This is a genomic window from Carboxylicivirga longa (assembly GCF_050589825.1).
In the GTDB taxonomy this organism is placed as follows: Bacteria; Bacteroidota; Bacteroidia; order Bacteroidales; family Marinilabiliaceae; genus Carboxylicivirga; species Carboxylicivirga longa.
Genome location: NZ_JBNGOZ010000003.1, coordinates 33,020 through 51,124, shown reverse-complemented (window position 1 = coordinate 51,124; position 18,105 = coordinate 33,020). Strand labels below are relative to the sequence as shown.

Sequence of the window (18,105 nt, the reverse complement as noted above, 5' to 3'; positions counted from 1 at the left end):
CTTCCTCCTGAACATATGCGATTTAGCCCATCTCAGAGCCCTTGAAAGGAATCCAGCACAAGAAAAAAGGGCATTTTTTATTTGAATAACCGAGTTGAACAACTATCTTTGCATCGCTTTTAAGGAAAAGCACTAAGAAATGGTCCCGTAGCTCAGTTGGATAGAGCAACAGCCTTCTAAGCTGTGGGTCGTGGGTTCGAATCCCGCCGGGATCACTTTTAAGATATTCAAAAACAGTAAAAAGCGCTTAAAATCAATATTTTAAGCGCTTTTTGTTTTTCTCTAAATGTCAAAAAATAGCATAAAATAAGGTATCAATCGAGACTAAATCGAGACCCATTCCAAATCCGACAAAATAGGTCTCGGCAAATTGTAACATTCTGATATTTTGAAATTTAAATTGGTGTGTTTTGATACTCTTTAGGTTTTGAAATAGTAATTCACCTACATAACTTAGAGACCATCAGGACACAGAATTTTTTAACTTTTAAAACTGTGTGTTATGAGAATTACAACAAACTTCCTTTTAAAGACATCCAAACAAAAGAAAGATGGCTCTCACCCATTATATATAAGAGCCACCTTATCTGGTCAAAGAATTGAACTTTCAACAGGCATTTTTATTAAGGCTGAATTTTGGGATAAAGATGGACAGCTTGTAATTGGTAAACATCCCGATGCGAGATTATTGAATAAGCAGCTCAATAGAATAACCTCAAAAGTTCATGAGGTATATTATAAACTAGAAGCTCTCGGCGATGATTTTGACATTTCTACTATAAAAGAACATCTAATTGGTTCTAGTTATTACTATCTATTAGATGTATTTAAGTTGGTTATACAAACAATAGAAAAGAAAGTCGGTTTTGGCTATGCAAACGGTACATATAAACACTACAAAACGACCTTAAAAAGACTACAATTGTTTCTCAAAGAAACCAAGTATCAAGATGACATCCCCTTGCACAAAATTGACTACAATTTTTTGAACGCTTTTGATACATACCTAAAAGTAAAGCATCACGTAAGCGATCATTCTGTTAGCAAATACCACAAGCAATTACGGAAAATTTTAAATGATGCAGTGGCGATGAATCAATTGGATAAGAATCCCTATTCAAACTTTAAAATTAAACATTATAAAGGCAAACGAGATTATCTTTCCCTACAAGAGATTAATACCTTAGAAACAAAAATATTTGATATTGAACGCATTAGTGTCGTTCGAGATATTTTTATATTCGCTTGTTACACTGGGCTTTCTTATTCTGATATTGCGAGCTTGTCAAAGAGCAACCTAATTTCAGGTGATGATGGTGAGTTATGGATAGTTGTTGACAGAATTAAAACAGGTACACGTTGTCGCATCCCAATACTGCCAAAAGCTAAAGCTATTATAGATAAATATCAAAATCATCCAGTAAGCAATCAGAAAGGTAAATTATTGCCAATCAACTCTAACCAAAAGATGAATTCATATCTAAAAGAAATTGCTGATATCTGCCAAATAAAGAAACAATTGACTATGCATGTGGCTCGACATACATTTGCTACTTCGATTACGTTAGCCAATGGAGTACCTATTGAAACCGTAAGTAAGATGTTAGGTCACACCTCATTAAAAACTACTCAGATATATGGGAAAATTATTGATTCTAAAATCAGTCAGGATATGAAAAAACTGAAAACACTGCTTTAAAATTGTTTGGATTTTCACCTCGTTATTTGGGGAACAAATGGCGAGGTTTTTCATTGACTCTCGTAGAGCAAGCATTTCGTTTTTAGGTACCTAAAAACACATCTTGCATCCACTTCGTAAGAGATTAATTTAACCATTGTATTAGCCCAGTTTCAATCTCAGAAATAAAACTTAAATCGAACCCGACTAAACCTGGTAATAACTTTCTCTCTGATATGGATTGAGGTATTTGATATCGCTTAAGCCACCTATTAAACAGGGTTGGTGTCATTTGCAAAAGGAAGCGACTGGCAGCGTATTACAATGGATGGGCATGCCCTCTAAAGGTGTAAAACTTGACTGTATTTCCATAAATCGTCAAAGAATAATCAAATGGCTTATAGACAATGTGAAATACAGCTGTGTTTCACCCGCCTTCTTAGGACATCATGCTCATCCATTGAGCATCAGGCGTCGCTTTTGCTAATCACACCGCCCGTCATATCTTTGCGATTGCGATATCAAAGGCTATGGCTTAAAATACTTTATTAGGCCTCAGCCACCTAACCCGTCTTTCTGTTGAATTGGCAAGAACAGCTTGGCTATGTAGAATGAACGGTGGTGATGCGCTCCATCTAAAACCAAGCATTTAAATGTTTACCAACTTAGCTTTAAAACGCCATGAAAATTATCTCAATAGCAATAAGATGTTCAAAACGTTCTTAGATACATGACTTTAAAGTGGCTAATTTCGTCGCTCCTTCGAATCCTTGAGAACTAACAGGCTAATCCAACGGCTCTAAACGCAAATAAAAGTTTCCACCATCCACATTTGTAAAGTATTTTTTCATTGGGATTGGTCCACAACTTCCATTACCGAGTGCTCCGTGTTCAAAATCAATATTTAAAATAGTAAACGGATTACTTTTAAGCTCGTATGGATGTGAAGCATCATCTAACTCTTTTGTCGTATACCTGCGCATTGAAAAATTAAATGGCATTTTTGATTTGACTGCTAATCCTTCGGAAGTTTTGGTTTTGGCTTCAACCCACCTTATACCTGATTTATTACCATTTTCCTGCGGACGAGCGTAATTAACAAAGTGCTCATCTACATTGGCTGAATAAATACCCAACTGCATTCCGGCATTTCGGTCCTTATATGAGCTGCCAGGCCCTTTTCCATACCACGTACTTTCGGTGATATCGGCAGGTAATTGCACCTCATAGCCAATACGAGGTAAAGTAAAAGGCTTAATCTCACCAAAATAGTCTACTTCAAGATTGATATCAACTGTTCCATTAGAATACACAGTTATCTTTTCAATAGTGTGAAATCCACTATGATTATTCTTCGCCTTGTGCCTTTTGGCTACCTCAATCAAAACCATAGTTTTGGTATGTCTTACATCACATGATAAGACTTCAATTTTAAGATTCAGGAGATCAATGGCATCCCACTGCGAACGCATCTTTTTAATCTTATCATTATCAATGTATGCCCGTGCGAATGAGATGGCACAAGCTCCATCAATCATAACTTTCTCATTTTTAGTTAACTGAATGATTTCCCCTTTCGCTTTATCGAAGACCAATTGACCATCCTGAAAGAAAATATCAATATAATGCTCATTGCGCTTCTTCAGCATGAGCTTTTGACTGAGCTGAGGTACGGGTAAGTTCAATTTTGCTGGCTGTATAACGAACTCTTCCCAAGCTACCAGATGCCCTGCATTAGCCCATAGTGAGTTATTTTTAGTAAAGGCTTTAACCTGTAGTACGTATTCAGCATCAGCATCTTCGATATTATTCCAATTGTGCATCTTAAACACCCCCTTTTCTAAACCAGCCAAATTCACATCCATGTTTCCATTATTCACGGGATAACCATTCCTTAATAACTGCCATTCAAAGGAAAAATTTGATAAGTCCGTCACATGAAATTTATTACATAGTTCCAGGAAGCCTTTTTTACTGTCTAATAATTTGAATGCAATGTTCTGATATACCTTTTTTACTTCTATTGTTTTAGGAGTAGGCGTTAGATCTGACATCATAATGCCATTCATACAGAAGTTACCATCATTAGGTGTATCGCCAAAATCGCCCCCATAAGCCCAATAGTAGTCGCTTTCTGGTTGCAAACAGGCCTTGTGCGCTTCCTCCACATCTTTGATTTGATTACCATAAGTACCATCAATATGTTTTGTTATGCCCTGATCTGCCCAATCCCAAATGCATCCACCGATTATATGGGGATACTTTTCAAATACATCAATATATTCTGGCAAATTGCCAACACTATTGCCCATTGCATGGGCATACTCATTCAGTAAAAATGGCTTATCCAATTCCATTTCACCAATACGAATCATATCCTCAACAGACTGATAGCGACCAAAGCTATGTTTCTTACCTCCTTTCCAGATGCCTCCTCCATAGGTGTCATAAGAAATAGGTTCTTCACTCGAATGGTAATGAGTTGGACGTGATATATCTATTTCTTTGGTACGTTTTTGCATGGCCACCATATTAACACCATTACCGGCCTCATTCCCAAAGGACCACATAATAACACACGGGTGGTTTTTATCGCGGTGCACCATGGCTTCCATCCGCTCAACATGAGCTTTTTCCCAATTGGCATGCTTAGCCGGTGAATTGGCTCCATATTTCATGCCGTGTGATTCTACATTAGCTTCATCAATCACTAATATGCCATACTCATCGCAAAGTTTATAAAAATATGGTGAAGCCGGATAATGTGCGGTACGAACGGTGTTTATATTATTTTGTTTTAAAAGCTTAACGGTTTTTTCGATCCGTTGCTCAGGAATATACTTGCCGTAAACAGGATCATGTTCAACAATATTTACTCCTTTTATGATTAGTGGCTTTCCATTGAGTAACAGTTCATTTTTATCCGAGAAATCTATTTGACGGAAACCTACCTTTGTAGAGATCCGATCAATTTCCAGATTATTTCTTTTCAGCTGTAGATGCAGTGTATACAGATAAGGTGACTCATGCGACCATTGGTTTACATGCTTAACTGATTCCTGAATTGATACATTCCACTTATCATTATTATTGTTTAAGCCTACTGATCGATCAGCATCTATCAGAACATTTCCTGCGGCATCCTTAAGTACATAACTAAGTGTATAATTATTCACGTTTTCCTTGTCTCTGTTCGCTACTTCTACCTGAATATCAATTGCAGTTTCACCATTTTCAAGTTGTGGTGTAGTAATAAGATAATCATACAGATGGACCTTTGGCTTTGTTATCAGGTAGACATCTCTGAATATACCAGACATACGCCACCCATCCTGATCCTCGAGGTAACTACCGTCGCACCAGCGAAATACTTGCATGCGGATGGTGTTATTACCTTCCTTCAGATAGGAGCTAATATCAAACTCGGCTGGTGACCAGCTATCCTGGCTGTAACCAACTTTCTGATCATTAACCCACAGATAAAAAGCCGAAGACACACTCTCAAAACGGATGGTGTAAACCTTATTTTCATTAAATTGCTTCATTGCAATCTCACGTTGGTAAATTCCCACCGGATTTCCGTTCGCACCACTGATATACGGTGGATTCGCATCAAAAGGATAGGTAATATTGGTATAAATCGGCTTGCCATATCCTTGCATCTGCCAGGCTCCAGGAACTTCAATTGAATTCCATTTATCTGGAATCGCATTGCCCGGTACTTGCGAAACATCACTATACCATGCAAAATCCCATTGTCCGTTTAAGGATTCCACATCATCTGATGTGTCGTTATAAAACAGCGTAGAACGAGGTGCCAATTTATTTATTTGGGTTACCTGTTCATTCTCCCAGTCGTTTTGCCCAATAACAGGAAAACAAAACATACAGAACAGAATTATTAGATAGGTTTCCTTGAGCATCGTGGATAAACATTTGAAATGAAACATACTGAATAACTACTCAACCTCAATAGTGATTTGAGCTGCACTTAATTTTTCTGCGGTAGCTTTAATGTTAACAAGCCCACCCTCGCCAGCTTTACTTTTAATAATCAACATACATAAACCATTAAACGCTTTGCGATGATCAGCCTGAAACGGTTCTGTAGTGGCAGCATTTCCATTTCCTACCGCAGCAATACATGCTGGACCTTCCACATCAAATCTAACCATATTATCAGCTAACGGGCATAAATTACCATTCTCATCTTCAACCCGAACAGTAATAAATGATAAGTCATACCCGTCGGCTTTAATTGTATTTCTATCAGGAAGCAGCTTTATTTGGTATGGTTCACCAGCTGTAACAATTATTTTTTCAGCTACTGCTTTCCCATTATTGTATGCCACAACTTTTAGTTGGCCCGGCTCATAGGCAACATTCCAATTCAAACGGTAAGGCGAATCCCATGTTGTTTCCGGCTTTTTCCACCACACGAAATCCGCAGGGATGGTGGTTTTATCTTCTCCCATCACTTTTTTACCAAGTGACTTACCATTTAAAAACAGTTCAGCTTCATCACAATTGGTATAACAGTACACCGGTATTGCTTTGTGAGGTGAATCTTCCCAGTTCCAGTGTGGCAGAATATGCACCATTGGTTTCTCAGTCCAGATACTTTGGTAGTAATAGTAGCGATCCTTTGGAAAGCCACATAGGTCAACAATACCAAAGTAGGAACTGCGCGATGGCCAATCCCCAGTCCATTTGCCGTGTGTCATATTGTCTTTGCCATTATAAGGAGTTGGCTCGCCCAGGTAATCAAATCCTGTCCATACAAATTCCCCCAATGAGTGTGACATCGTTTCCTGAGCATTAGTCTCAAAATCTGGCGGATAAGCCCATGGTGGACTTACAATATCATAACTGGTTACTTGTAACGACTCATGCTTTTCATAGTTTTCAATTGGTAAATGATAAACACCTCTCGAACTCACTACAGAGGAAGTCTCAGAACCATACACAATAAAATTTGGATTATACTGGAGAACATTCGTATACTGAGTAGGCTTATAATTTAAGCCAACCACATCAACAGCATCGGCCAATCCGTTTGTAATACAGTGTGGATACTGACTAAGACCTGCGGTCACAGGACGTGTAGGATCTTCATCATGACAGATATTAACCAGGTGTTTAGCCAATTTTCCCCCGTTCTTTTTTCGCTGCTCTTTTATCTCATTACCAATGCTCCACATCACTACTGAGGGATGGTTACGATCGCGTTTTATCATATCCCGCAGGTCTCTCTCATGCCAATCATCCCAATACTTATTATATCCATTTTCTACTTTTCCGGCTTTCCATTCATCAAAAGCTTCTACCTGAACCAGTATACCCATCTTATCACACAACTCTAATTGTTCAGGCGATGGCGGATTATGGGCCGTTCGAATGGCATTGACACCTAGGCCTTTCATAATTTCCAGTTGACGTTCTGTGGCCCTGTAATTAACCGCTGCTCCCAAAGGGCCTAAATCGTGATGCATGCAAACGCCTTTAAACTGCACTTGTTTACCATTCAGTAGAAACCCATTTTCCTTTGTATATTCAATCGTTCTAATTCCAAAAGTACTTTCATAACTATCGATATAAGCACCGTCTTTCTTAAGCTTGGTCTGAACCTTATAAAGATAAGGATTATCCAAATGCCATCGTTGTGGTTTTTTAACAACCAATTGCTGGTTAACCTCTGCTTGCCTGGCCCCCTCGAACACAACATTGCCTTTACTATATGCCACGTTATGTCCCAAAGTATCAATTACCAATGTCTCTATGGAGAACTTACCTTTTAAGAGTTGCTTATTTTCAATCGTAGTTTGTACATTAAGTAATGCTTCATCCTCATTGATTTGTGGTGTTGTGATATAAGTACCCCAATGAGCCACATGAACTGGATGTTTTATCTCGAGCCAAGTATTCCGGTAGATGCCAGCTCCCGGATACCAGCGTGCCGATAACTCTTCTGGATTAACACGCACTGACAATATATTTTCTTCTCCGAACTTGATGTGGGGTGTCAAATCGACTTCAAATCCAATATATCCAAATGGCCGTTCGCCAACTTTGTGTCCATTCAGATACACTTCTGCATTGTTCATAACGCCATCAAATTCGATGGTTACACAGTTACCTTGCTCCGCTTTGTCAACAATGAAATGCTTGCGATACCAAGCAGTTCCGTATACGGGTAATCCCCCGGTACGTGCATCATTTGACTCATCAAAAGGCCCTTCTATGGCCCAATCATGAGGTAAACTCAGCTTTCGCCAATGGGCATCATTAAATTTACACTGATGCTCCTGACCTGTTTCGCCTTTGCAAAACAACCAATCTTCATTAAACGATTCTCTCGAACGAACCTGAGGTGATGAGCACGAATGGAATACGGTGACCAGCAAACATATTATGAATAAACTTATATAACGCATGTTTATTATCTTTTTACAACGATTTTAGTTAGGGAGTTTTTAGGCAAATGCAGAATTAAACGATCGTCTTCCACCTTGACATCGGTTCCTGCCAGATGGCTTTCTGACATCATCGTATCTACAAAAGATGTCGCATTGACGGCTCCTATCTCATAGCCCTTTATTTTAATACCTGTCGACAGCGATTCCCCTGAATCCTTTTTGTTCAGGACATAAATGATCAATTGGTCATTGACATCATCACGAATTGCGATGTCATAAACATCACTGATCATTGAACGGCATTCAACCTGTTCCCTTCCCATGGCATCGGCAAACAATTCAAACATGGTAACTGAAGGATTCTGACTATAATCATCAGTTGGGTCAAGCAAATATCGATTCACAGTATTTGTTCCTTGTTCTGCAAGTGGCCAGTATGCACCCCAAAAGCAAGCCATGTGCATACCTGCATCTATGTATTGCGAAAACATTTCTGATTGCATTAACGCGGATTCAAATTTAGATGGATGTGAGGCTTCAGATGCTGAAGGACCAATATTCCATTCATTACTTGCCAGCTTGATGTGAGGATATCCCAATGAGTTCATTAACGGTTTAAATGCCATTATTTCATCAGCATAAGAGCCGCCATTATACCATTTGTTTTTAGTACTCATAGGGCTGTTATCTTTCCATAGATTAAAACTTGATTCACCCCATTGCCAGTACCAGTGAACTTCTACTATATCGATATGTTTGCCGGCTGCTTCAATCAAAGTAATCAGCGAATTATTCTCACTTGTAATATTATGTTTCCAATTTACTATAATTTCAATATCAGGATTTATTGCTTTCATCGCAGGCACATACAAATTGATCTGTTCGGCATATTCTGCGGCCGTCATCTTATAGTTGGCTCCATCATGATAAGGTTCATTATCCAGATACCAGTACCTGACAGCATAGCCATGTTCTTCACAATACTTTACTAAAGCCACAGCTTCATCAATACCATCCTGCACACGGTCATATTTCAAACCTGATCCCATATTGATTCCGAGCATTGGTTCTGCATCAATTGCCTGCACATTCATCATGTACTCATCAACATCCATATACTCACGCGGATCCTTATCATTGGCGGTATCGTAGTTTGGATTCCAGTTATCTTTCCATCCTTCCCCGTTTAAGTTATTCCAGTGATAACGGTTAACCAGGGCCCCACCAGGATAACGTAGAATTCCGGTATTAAAACGCTTTAACATGCTTGGCATCATACCTTGTCCATTCTGCCACATCTCATCCTTCTCAAATGAATAGATCGTTCCAAATCCCATGAGGAGTGGGCTGACTCTACCCTTTGGTAAATTGGCATCCACCAGAATATCGTAAATCGTTTCCGTTGTGTCGGGTGTTAAGCTCACATTATTATTACCTTCCCTACAAGCCACAATAGCTAATATGAGTATCAATATGAAACTAATATAGGTAAAGGAATATATCTTATTATCATTCATAATAACAATTTAGACGGTTATAAATACACCTTGAATAAGATGCGCAGCAAAAAAATCATGCCTCCGATTAGCAGGATGACAATCAATGCCTCAATCCAATGTTTATTCACTAAGGTCTTCTTCATACTTTTAAAAAAATTCTGTAGAAACAAACATACAGACTTGCTATTGTTTAGCTTTTCATATAAAGGTCTATTAATAACACATAGGCATCATGCTATATATGTGTTACATCTTGTCGTATTTGTGTTACTCAATTGCATTATACGCTAATTATAAGCAACATACAAAACACCTATCTTCTGATAGTTAGTTATTTTTAAAGTATACGATCGCATATTTACGATCACTCAAAAAATTTAATTAGTTTAACTTAATTCAATCTTTATGAAACAATTTCAACTTTTACTCCTATCTCTTTTTTTTGCAGCAAGCACCGTTTCACTTGCCCAAACAACGTGGTATGTTAATGGTGCAAGTGGAGACAATGGTAATGACGGTCAAAGCGAATCCTCAGCTTTTGCCACTATCTACCACGCAGTTGATCAGTCATCGGATAATGATCTGATAAAAGTGGCTGCCGGTACATATACACACCCTAATATCTTGATTAATAAAAGCATTACCATTAAAGGTGTGGATAACGATGCCAATGCTGTGATCATTCAGGCTCAGGCTAACGAACCTGATTATATTGGTACAGGTGCAGAATCAAATAAGCGAATAATAAGTCTTGGAGCATCAGCCGAAGTAACTATTAAAAACATGACTCTCAGATATGGAAACAGTACCACGGCAGGTGGAGCTATTGCCGTATATGCAGGGCAATCGATCACCATTGATCACTGTAACCTATTAAATTGTTATTCGGGTGCAAATGGTGGAGCTATTATATCATGGGGCAGCATAAACATCACCAACAGTTGCATTGCCAATAACGTATCTGGTGGTTTAAAAGGTGCTGCTATATTTGGACAATCTTCTAATGATACCCAGCTCAATGATATCACGATCAGTAATTCTGTTATTTACAACAATTCTGTAACCGGCTCAAACAAGGATCAGGGAGCCGCTATCTTTTCTGAAAATGCAGATGCCACTAGGGGCACAATTACAATGAACAGCTCAACGCTGGCTTATACGAAAATTATAAATCCGGCAAATAACCCAATGGCTGTAGGTATTCGTTTTATAAAAGGGAAATCACTTACCCTCACCAACTCTATCCTGTTTAATTCACTAGAAAATAAATGGGGAACAGGTCTTGATATTGGTGGAACAGATTCAAAGGTATTTGAAATAACCGAAAGAGGCATCAATCATCACAATATCATCTCTAATGCCTATGCAACTGCAATTGGAACAGACTGCATCGCCGGAGAAAGCGCCACAGAAGCCGCCATTAGCTTTGGCACATTTAGAAAAGGTGCAAATGGCGTTTACACCTTACCGTTGCTAGCAGGTAGTGTTGCTATTGATGCTGCTGATGCCACAACTGCTGTATCAACGGATATATTGGGCACAAGCCGTGGTAGCGCACCGGATATGGGCTCCTTTGAATATACGACTGCAACAACTGTTCAAAGAGAAGCAATGGAAGTATCGATAACTCCTAATCCAAATAATGGTGCATTTAAAGTAAAAATCGCCAATTCAGACAACAGTCTGCTTGAAGTGTTTGCATTAAGTGGCCAAAAACTCTATTCGAGCCAATTGGTTGCCGGAACAAACAGCATTGTATTACCATCTGATATAAAAGGCATCGTATTGGTTAAGCTTATTGCCAATGGACAAACCTGCACTCGTAAAATGCTTATTAGATAAAAGCCTGAAAAGTTAAAACAAGAAAGTCCTGGATGTAATACATTCAGGACTTTTTTTGGGCACTAATAGTTGTGTTTACTTATATTCTTTTGGCGATACGCCATACATGGCTTTGAAGCTTTGTGTAAAATAGGAACGGTGCGAAAAACCAACCATATACATCACTTCACTCACATTTAACTGACCTGCTTTAAGAAGCTGGGCTGCTCTTTTCAGTCTGATGGTACGAATAAATTCTGTAGCAGTTTGTCCTGTCAGCGCCTTAATTTTACGATAAAGATTAGTGTGACTCATTCCCATCATTTCACTCATTGTTTTAACATTGAGTTCAGGGTTATCCATATCTTTCTCGAGCAAGTTCATCAGATCTGACAGGAATTTTTCATCCAACGATGTTACTGTTACCTCTGAAGGCTCCAGGTTGGTTTGCTTTTGATAGACCTTCTTAAGTCGTTCTCGCTGTTGCCACAGATTCTTGATGCGTACCTGCAAATAGGCCATACTGAATGGCTTTTGAATATAGTCATCTGCACCTGTTTCAATACCTTCAGTTTGACTTTCCAATCCACCTTTTGCTGTTAACAAGATAAGTGGAATATGGCAAGTTCTGAGGTCATTTTTAACCTTATTGCACAATTCAATGCCATTCATCTGGGGCATCATCCAATCAGAAATAATGATGTCGGGCACCTCTTTTAATGCCAGCTTATGGCCTTGCACACCATTTTCGGCCGAGATTACCTTATATTGCTTCTTTAAACCGGAAATAATATACTCGCGCATATCATTATCATCCTCAATCACAAGGATAAGTATTTTTCCACTTTCCTGCTCCAGGTTAACTTTAGCGATCTCTTCGGAGGCGTTCTGTTTAGTTTCAACCTCTTCCGCTTCTGCTTCTATTAACTCAATTTGCTCTTCATACTTATCAAACTTATTTCTATCGAAAGGAATGGAAAAAGTAAAACAACTGCCATTATCCGGTTCACTTTCAAGCTTGATTTGTCCACCGTGCATAGTAACATACTCTTTTACCAGTGACAAACCAATACCTGTACCTTGTTGATTACTGTAATTAGGTGAAGCCTGAGTATTGAATCGATCAAAAACATCAGATTGAGCATGTTTACTGATGCCACAGCCATCATCGGTGATGGCGATCTGCACTTCATTCAATTTGCCTGCCAGCTTCCTTGCATCCTTCACTTCAATTCGGATAAATCCGCCATCAGGCGTAAACTTAAAGGCATTGGAAAGTAAATTGACCAATACTTTTTCCAGTTTCTCCATATCGAACCACATCATTAATGATGATTCGCTGGTATTGTATTGCAGCAGCATATTGCGCCGCTCAGCTTCCTCTTTAAATTGACCAATAACACGATCGCAAAAACGAATAATATCGTACTCTTGAACGGATAACTTCTCTCCACCCCTTTCTATCTTACGAATATCAAGTATTTGGTTGACCAGATTCTTAAGCCTGTCGGTATTTCGCTTAACCAACATTAATGACGATTTGATCGGTTCATCAGGCTCCGATGCTAACAAGTCATCTACCGGGCTACTGATAAGTGTTAGTGGCGTTTTTAGTTCATGTGAGATATTGGTAAAAAATCGTGTTTTTATTTCTACCAGTTCTTCACTTTTTTGGCGCTGCATCGTTTGGAATCGAATATCACTGTTCGCTTTTTCCCTAGCTATAAGCAACTTCCTGGATATGACAAACAACATAACTAGAACAACAACATAGAATATTATTGCCCACAAAGACAAGTATAAAGGAGGTTTGATCCTAATAGCTATTTCACGCCATTCATCATTGAATAATCCATATTTATTTGATGCTTTTACTTTCAAAGTGTATTTACCTGGGCGCACCTGTGTATATGACACATAGGCCTGGTTTGGCAAGGTCGTTCGCCATTCTTTATCATAACCATCCAGCAAATACATATAACTACAATCTTTACCATGGCTATATTGCAATGAAGAAAAATCTAAACGGAATGTATTCTCACTGTATTTCAGCTCAATATTCTCCATTTCATTGATACGACGATTGATCACGTATCGGTCATCACGCATTCTGAAAGGTTTAATATCTTCACTTAGTATTGAGAAGTTGGTCCAGTTGACTTTAGGGATATTTGTGTCAATTTCAACATCATTCATATTGAAAGTCACAAATCCCTCTTTCCCATAAAGGACAAGTTTATCATCCTCGAGGATTTCTACATTTAAAATTGATCTAAGGCCTAAATCTGCATTGGGAATGCGCAAAAGTTCGCGACTTGATAGATCAAAGAAGTAGAAGACATTATTTGAAACCAAGTAAACTCCTGATCCCACAACTGCTACAGATTGAATATCAAAGGTAATCTCTTCAACTTTTTTGAACCTTACCTCATCGGTGTCAGTATAAAACAAACCGTGATATGTAGCAATCCATAGTGTATTACTTTTATCAATAAACAAATCACCTACATACTGATTATTCGCATTAGGGATAACATTTAAACGTTCAACTACACCTCTTAATTCATCTATTTTATTAAGTCCCTTACTAGTTGATATCCATATATTATCTTTTTGATCTGCAATTACATCAGTTACCCTGTCCGAATTGATAGAGTTTCTGTTGTCAGACTCGTGACGGAAATTATGGAATTTCAGTTGCCCTTTCCCATCTTTTACCACCTTATGCAGACCTTTATCGTATGAACCGATCCATATTGCGGAACTACTTTGAGCAAGAACATGAATATAATTTGTTTTTAGCGCGTAATCATTATAAACATCAGCCTCATAACTTTTAAAGTCAGCTATTCGACTATCATAAGTATTTAAACCTCCTGGAGTTGATATCCAAAACATCCCGTTATTGTCACAAAGCACATCACTAATTTTATTGTGTAGTAATTTGGGAGGCAAGTATTTTTGATATTCATTATGTTCTTTATTATACTGAATCAAACCTTCCCTGGTGGCTAACCATACATCTCCATTCCTTGTGCCACATAAGCCTGTGACATTTAATTCTCCTTCCAGTACTTTCGACGACTCATAAAACCTATTGAGCAACACCTTACTACTGCGCAGGTACATCTTATCAATTCCATTGTCAGTTGCCAGCCATAGGTTTTTCTGTCGATCAACAAATACCTGGTGAATGACGTTATTTGCTATTGAAAAGGTATTTCTATAGTCGTGGAAATAATTATAAAACCGCTCTTCAGTTGTATTAAACAGATTCAGGCCCAGATCAGTTCCCATCCACACATTAGCTCCATCTACGCAGATTGACTTGATCACATCATTACTAAGGGAATTTTTGCCTTTAACATGCCGGAAGTTTGAATAGTCACCAGTTACAGTATTGAAAACACATAAACCTGTTTCGGTTCCAACCAATAATATACTATCCGAATCCTGATAATGCGGTTGAATACTTAAGATCAAGTTGTTATTTTTTAAACTTGATTCAGGCTGCAATCTGTATTTCTTTACTTCTTTCTTCTTCCTGTCCAGGCAATTCAATCCATCAAAGGTTCCGATCCATATACGCTGATCTTTATCTTCATAAAAGCAACGTACCATATTATGACTTAAACCACTTCCCATTTCGGCCTGGTGAAGATAACGCTCCTGATACCTCCCTTCGTGATCGTAAATAAAAAAACCAACTGCTGTGCCGATAAAAATCTCATCATTCGATCCAATATGGATAGTGCGACACTGAACTCCCCTTAGGTATTCATCATCAATTCGTTTTGAAGTTTCTGTGGTTTTATTGTATATAAAAACACCATTTTCAGTACCAATCCATATTTGCTGCATCTTATCTTCAGCCAGAGCATTTATGGAGCCAAATGACCCTGGTATTCCATCAGATACTAAATCAACCTGCCTTAGGTAATAGGCATCATACATGGCCAATCCGTTGGAAGTGCCAAACCACATAAAACCTTCTGAATCTTCTATCAGGCATTTTACGGTAGAATTAATGCCAGGTGGCAAAACCAAGTGTTCGAAGCGAACATTTTCATTGGCTTTAGATAAAAAACCTATAAGTAATAAGCCTAAACTTACTATGTAAAAACACTTTTTCCCTTTACTCATAATTCAAAAATACCATTTTTAAAAGATAATTGAACTTAAAAAGTCAGGTTGGTGGCTATTGGGTCATCTTATCGGTAGATCACTACTTTTTTACTGACATACTTACCTTTTTCCTCGATACTTAAGATATAAATTCCATTGCGCAAATCAGGATCAATAGTCATCTTCAATTGGTTAAAATTAGGGTTTATATCCATTTCTTTTTGCTGTAACAAGGTTCCTTTTATATCAGACAAAACAAGCGATACTTTTCCTTTTTTTACACCATGCACAGTTACCATCACCTGATCCTCTACAGGATTGGGATAGATAGTCATCGACTCTTCTAAAACTAACTCAAGATCATGTATGCCCACATAGGAATTATTTCGATTATCGGCACCTATATTGGGTACTGAATCTGATACGCCAACCGGATTGCCAAACATATCTACATTGGGTGTGATTGCAATATCCTTGAAAATTCCCTTACCGGCCATTGGAAAAACAGGTTCAGGAAATTGTTTCCCTGCATTAATAGCCGGACTATCATCAGTAACTCTATAGTCTTCACTTGTTAAACCACCTCCATTCACATATAATGGATTGCCATTTACAGGACTACTATCATAATTTTTAAATGTACTGGTAATGTTGCCGTAATATAGGTTATTTGACATGTACAACTGGCTGCCTGGCTCAATTTCCATTGTTACCTCCTGTCCGATAGTAGCAGCTCCGGTAGCTTGAAAAATATTATTATAAACGAATATGTTTTTTCCTACAAAGGAGATATCCGGTGTAATGGCCGCATCCACATATACCGAATTATTATAGATAAAGCTACTATCAGATAAAATGTCACGATCTTTACCGGCATAAGCCGATACCCATAAGGTATTCCCTTTAAAATCTCGAAAACCATCATTCACACTCACATTAAAACGATAGGTTGAATTCACATTGTCGCCCAGTATCTCAACAAATCCACCTTCACTATCCTCGCTATAATTGTACTGCATAATAATATTGCGATTTCCAAAATCGATGTGTTGACTATAGGAATCGGCATAGCCACGAACACTATAGCATTTGTTATATTGAGAGATACCATTGCGACTACTGAAGAACCAAACACTACTCCCCCGGTTGGCCATGCGTGGATCGGCATCTGACCCTGGCTCTTCAAAAATATTGTGTTCAATTAGGCAGTTATAGGTTTTGGTAGGAAGAATACAAGTTCCGCCTGTTTGGTAGAAATGATTGTTGCGAAACACCAGGTTCATATTTCGGTTGATAGAATCATTCCCTACACCTTCATCTCCTCCGGCATGACCGGTTTTTATGCCTAAACGGGTAGTGCGGGCTATATAACAATTCTCAACCAAAACATCCTGAATATTACGTTCTTTACCTACTTCCGTATTTTTGCTTGTAAAAAAGTTAATAGCCGAAACTTTTATAGCGTTAAAATCCTGATTTTCTGTAGTTGGCGCAAAAATATCACGAACGGTCAGATCATGAAAATGATAATTTCGTAGCGTATCAGGACCTGTATTCTGAACATCAATACCATAGGCCAGGTTATCAGACACACCGGCACGAGAGGTCTGACGATCATTGGTAATTTCGAGAAACGCCAATTCAATATTATCATGATTGGTGATTGCAACCGTCGCTAGATGTGCACCACCTTCGGCTAATGCACCATCCAGGACTGGCAAATCTCCTTCACCATATTTTCCAAAATACAAAGGCATGTCCTTTGTTCCGGAGCGACTGATTTGCAACTGACCGATAAAAGTATCCCCGGATTTAAACAGAACCGAATCACCCGGATTTAGGAGTTGATCACTGGCTCGTGCCAGACTGGCCCATGGAGCTTCAGGTGATGTTCCTGCATTAGTGTCGTTTCCCGAAGAGCTACTAACATAGTACTTCTGTGGCTTAAAGTCGCCTGACTCATCAATGAGCACTAACCTGTCAAGCAGTGGCGAGCCAAGACTTTCCTCGGGCCTGAGCAATATGGAATTTGTACCCACCGAAAGCTCTACATCAAAAACTGTTTCGATGGCACTCCCCTGATAACACCAGACACCCGCCGGAAACCCTTTTGTTCCCAGCGAATTACCATTCACCTCTATTACTAGATCCACAGGACTAGCATTAAAATGATAAACCGATAGTTTGTAGTTACCTGCTTTGCTTAGCTCAATATTATTAAAACTAACGGTATTACTGGCTTTATTGGACAACTTAACAAAGAAACCACCCGACGCATTGGCACAGCCTTCAACAACCTCAGTTGCTCCGCTCAATGTTCCATCTTCGGCTTGGGCTTGCCATACCACTGTTTGGGCTGTTAAGGCTAAATAAAAAGTTAAGCCTGCCAATATGAATATACCTTTCATCATCTTATATGTTTTGTCACAAAAATATCCATCTCCAACAATACACATTAACACATATCTGACAACGATTAGCAAATATATGCAAACATCGAGCCCACTAAACAAACCCAATCATCACATTTACAAATACTAAGACACAAACATACATTATTATTCAG

At 38.6% G+C, this 18,105-nt stretch carries 7 protein-coding genes and 1 tRNA gene; 3 read left to right on the top strand and 5 right to left on the bottom strand.

Features of this window, described 5'->3' with window-relative positions:
* Positions 1-141: 141 nt before the first annotated feature.
* Both ACRD7A_RS03390 and ACRD7A_RS03385 read left to right on the top strand, forming a co-directional pair.
* Positions 142-215, top strand: a tRNA-Arg gene (locus tag ACRD7A_RS03390).
* A 287-nt stretch (positions 216-502) separates the two neighbouring features.
* Positions 503-1,699 carry a site-specific integrase gene (locus ACRD7A_RS03385; RefSeq protein WP_430810887.1) on the top strand — a complete coding sequence of 399 codons (1,197 nt, stop codon included), beginning with the start codon at positions 503-505 and terminating at the stop codon, positions 1,697-1,699.
* 764 nt (positions 1,700-2,463) lie between these two features.
* Here ACRD7A_RS03385 and ACRD7A_RS03380 read toward each other — a convergent pair.
* From ACRD7A_RS03380 to ACRD7A_RS03370, 3 genes are all read right to left on the bottom strand, one after another.
* Positions 2,464-5,565, bottom strand: coding sequence for a glycoside hydrolase family 2 TIM barrel-domain containing protein (locus ACRD7A_RS03380; protein ID WP_430810886.1), 3,102 nt, complete (start codon positions 5,563-5,565; stop codon positions 2,464-2,466).
* Positions 5,566-5,637: 72 nt separating this feature from the next.
* Positions 5,638-8,112 carry a beta-galactosidase GalB gene (gene galB, locus ACRD7A_RS03375; protein WP_430810885.1) on the bottom strand — a complete coding sequence of 825 codons (2,475 nt, stop codon included), beginning with the start codon at positions 8,110-8,112 and terminating at the stop codon, positions 5,638-5,640.
* A gap of 5 nt (positions 8,113-8,117) precedes the next feature.
* The gene (locus ACRD7A_RS03370; RefSeq protein ID WP_430810884.1) at positions 8,118-9,611 is read right to left on the bottom strand and encodes a hypothetical protein; all 1,494 of its coding nucleotides are present in this window, start codon (positions 9,609-9,611) and stop codon (positions 8,118-8,120) included.
* A 387-nt stretch (positions 9,612-9,998) separates the two neighbouring features.
* Between ACRD7A_RS03370 and ACRD7A_RS03365 the strand changes: the two genes are divergently transcribed.
* Positions 9,999-11,435 carry a choice-of-anchor Q domain-containing protein gene (locus ACRD7A_RS03365; RefSeq protein ID WP_430810883.1) on the top strand — a complete coding sequence of 479 codons (1,437 nt, stop codon included), beginning with the start codon at positions 9,999-10,001 and terminating at the stop codon, positions 11,433-11,435.
* 75 nt (positions 11,436-11,510) lie between these two features.
* Here ACRD7A_RS03365 and ACRD7A_RS03360 read toward each other — a convergent pair whose 3' ends face one another.
* Positions 11,511-15,557 (bottom strand): hybrid sensor histidine kinase/response regulator, encoded by a 4,047-nt coding sequence (locus ACRD7A_RS03360; protein WP_430810882.1) that lies wholly within the window; start codon positions 15,555-15,557, stop codon positions 11,511-11,513.
* Positions 15,558-15,625: 68 nt separating this feature from the next.
* Complete coding sequence (locus ACRD7A_RS03355; RefSeq protein ID WP_430810881.1) at positions 15,626-17,950, bottom strand: T9SS type A sorting domain-containing protein; 2,325 nt, start codon at positions 17,948-17,950, stop codon at positions 15,626-15,628.
* Positions 17,951-18,105 lie beyond the last annotated feature (155 nt).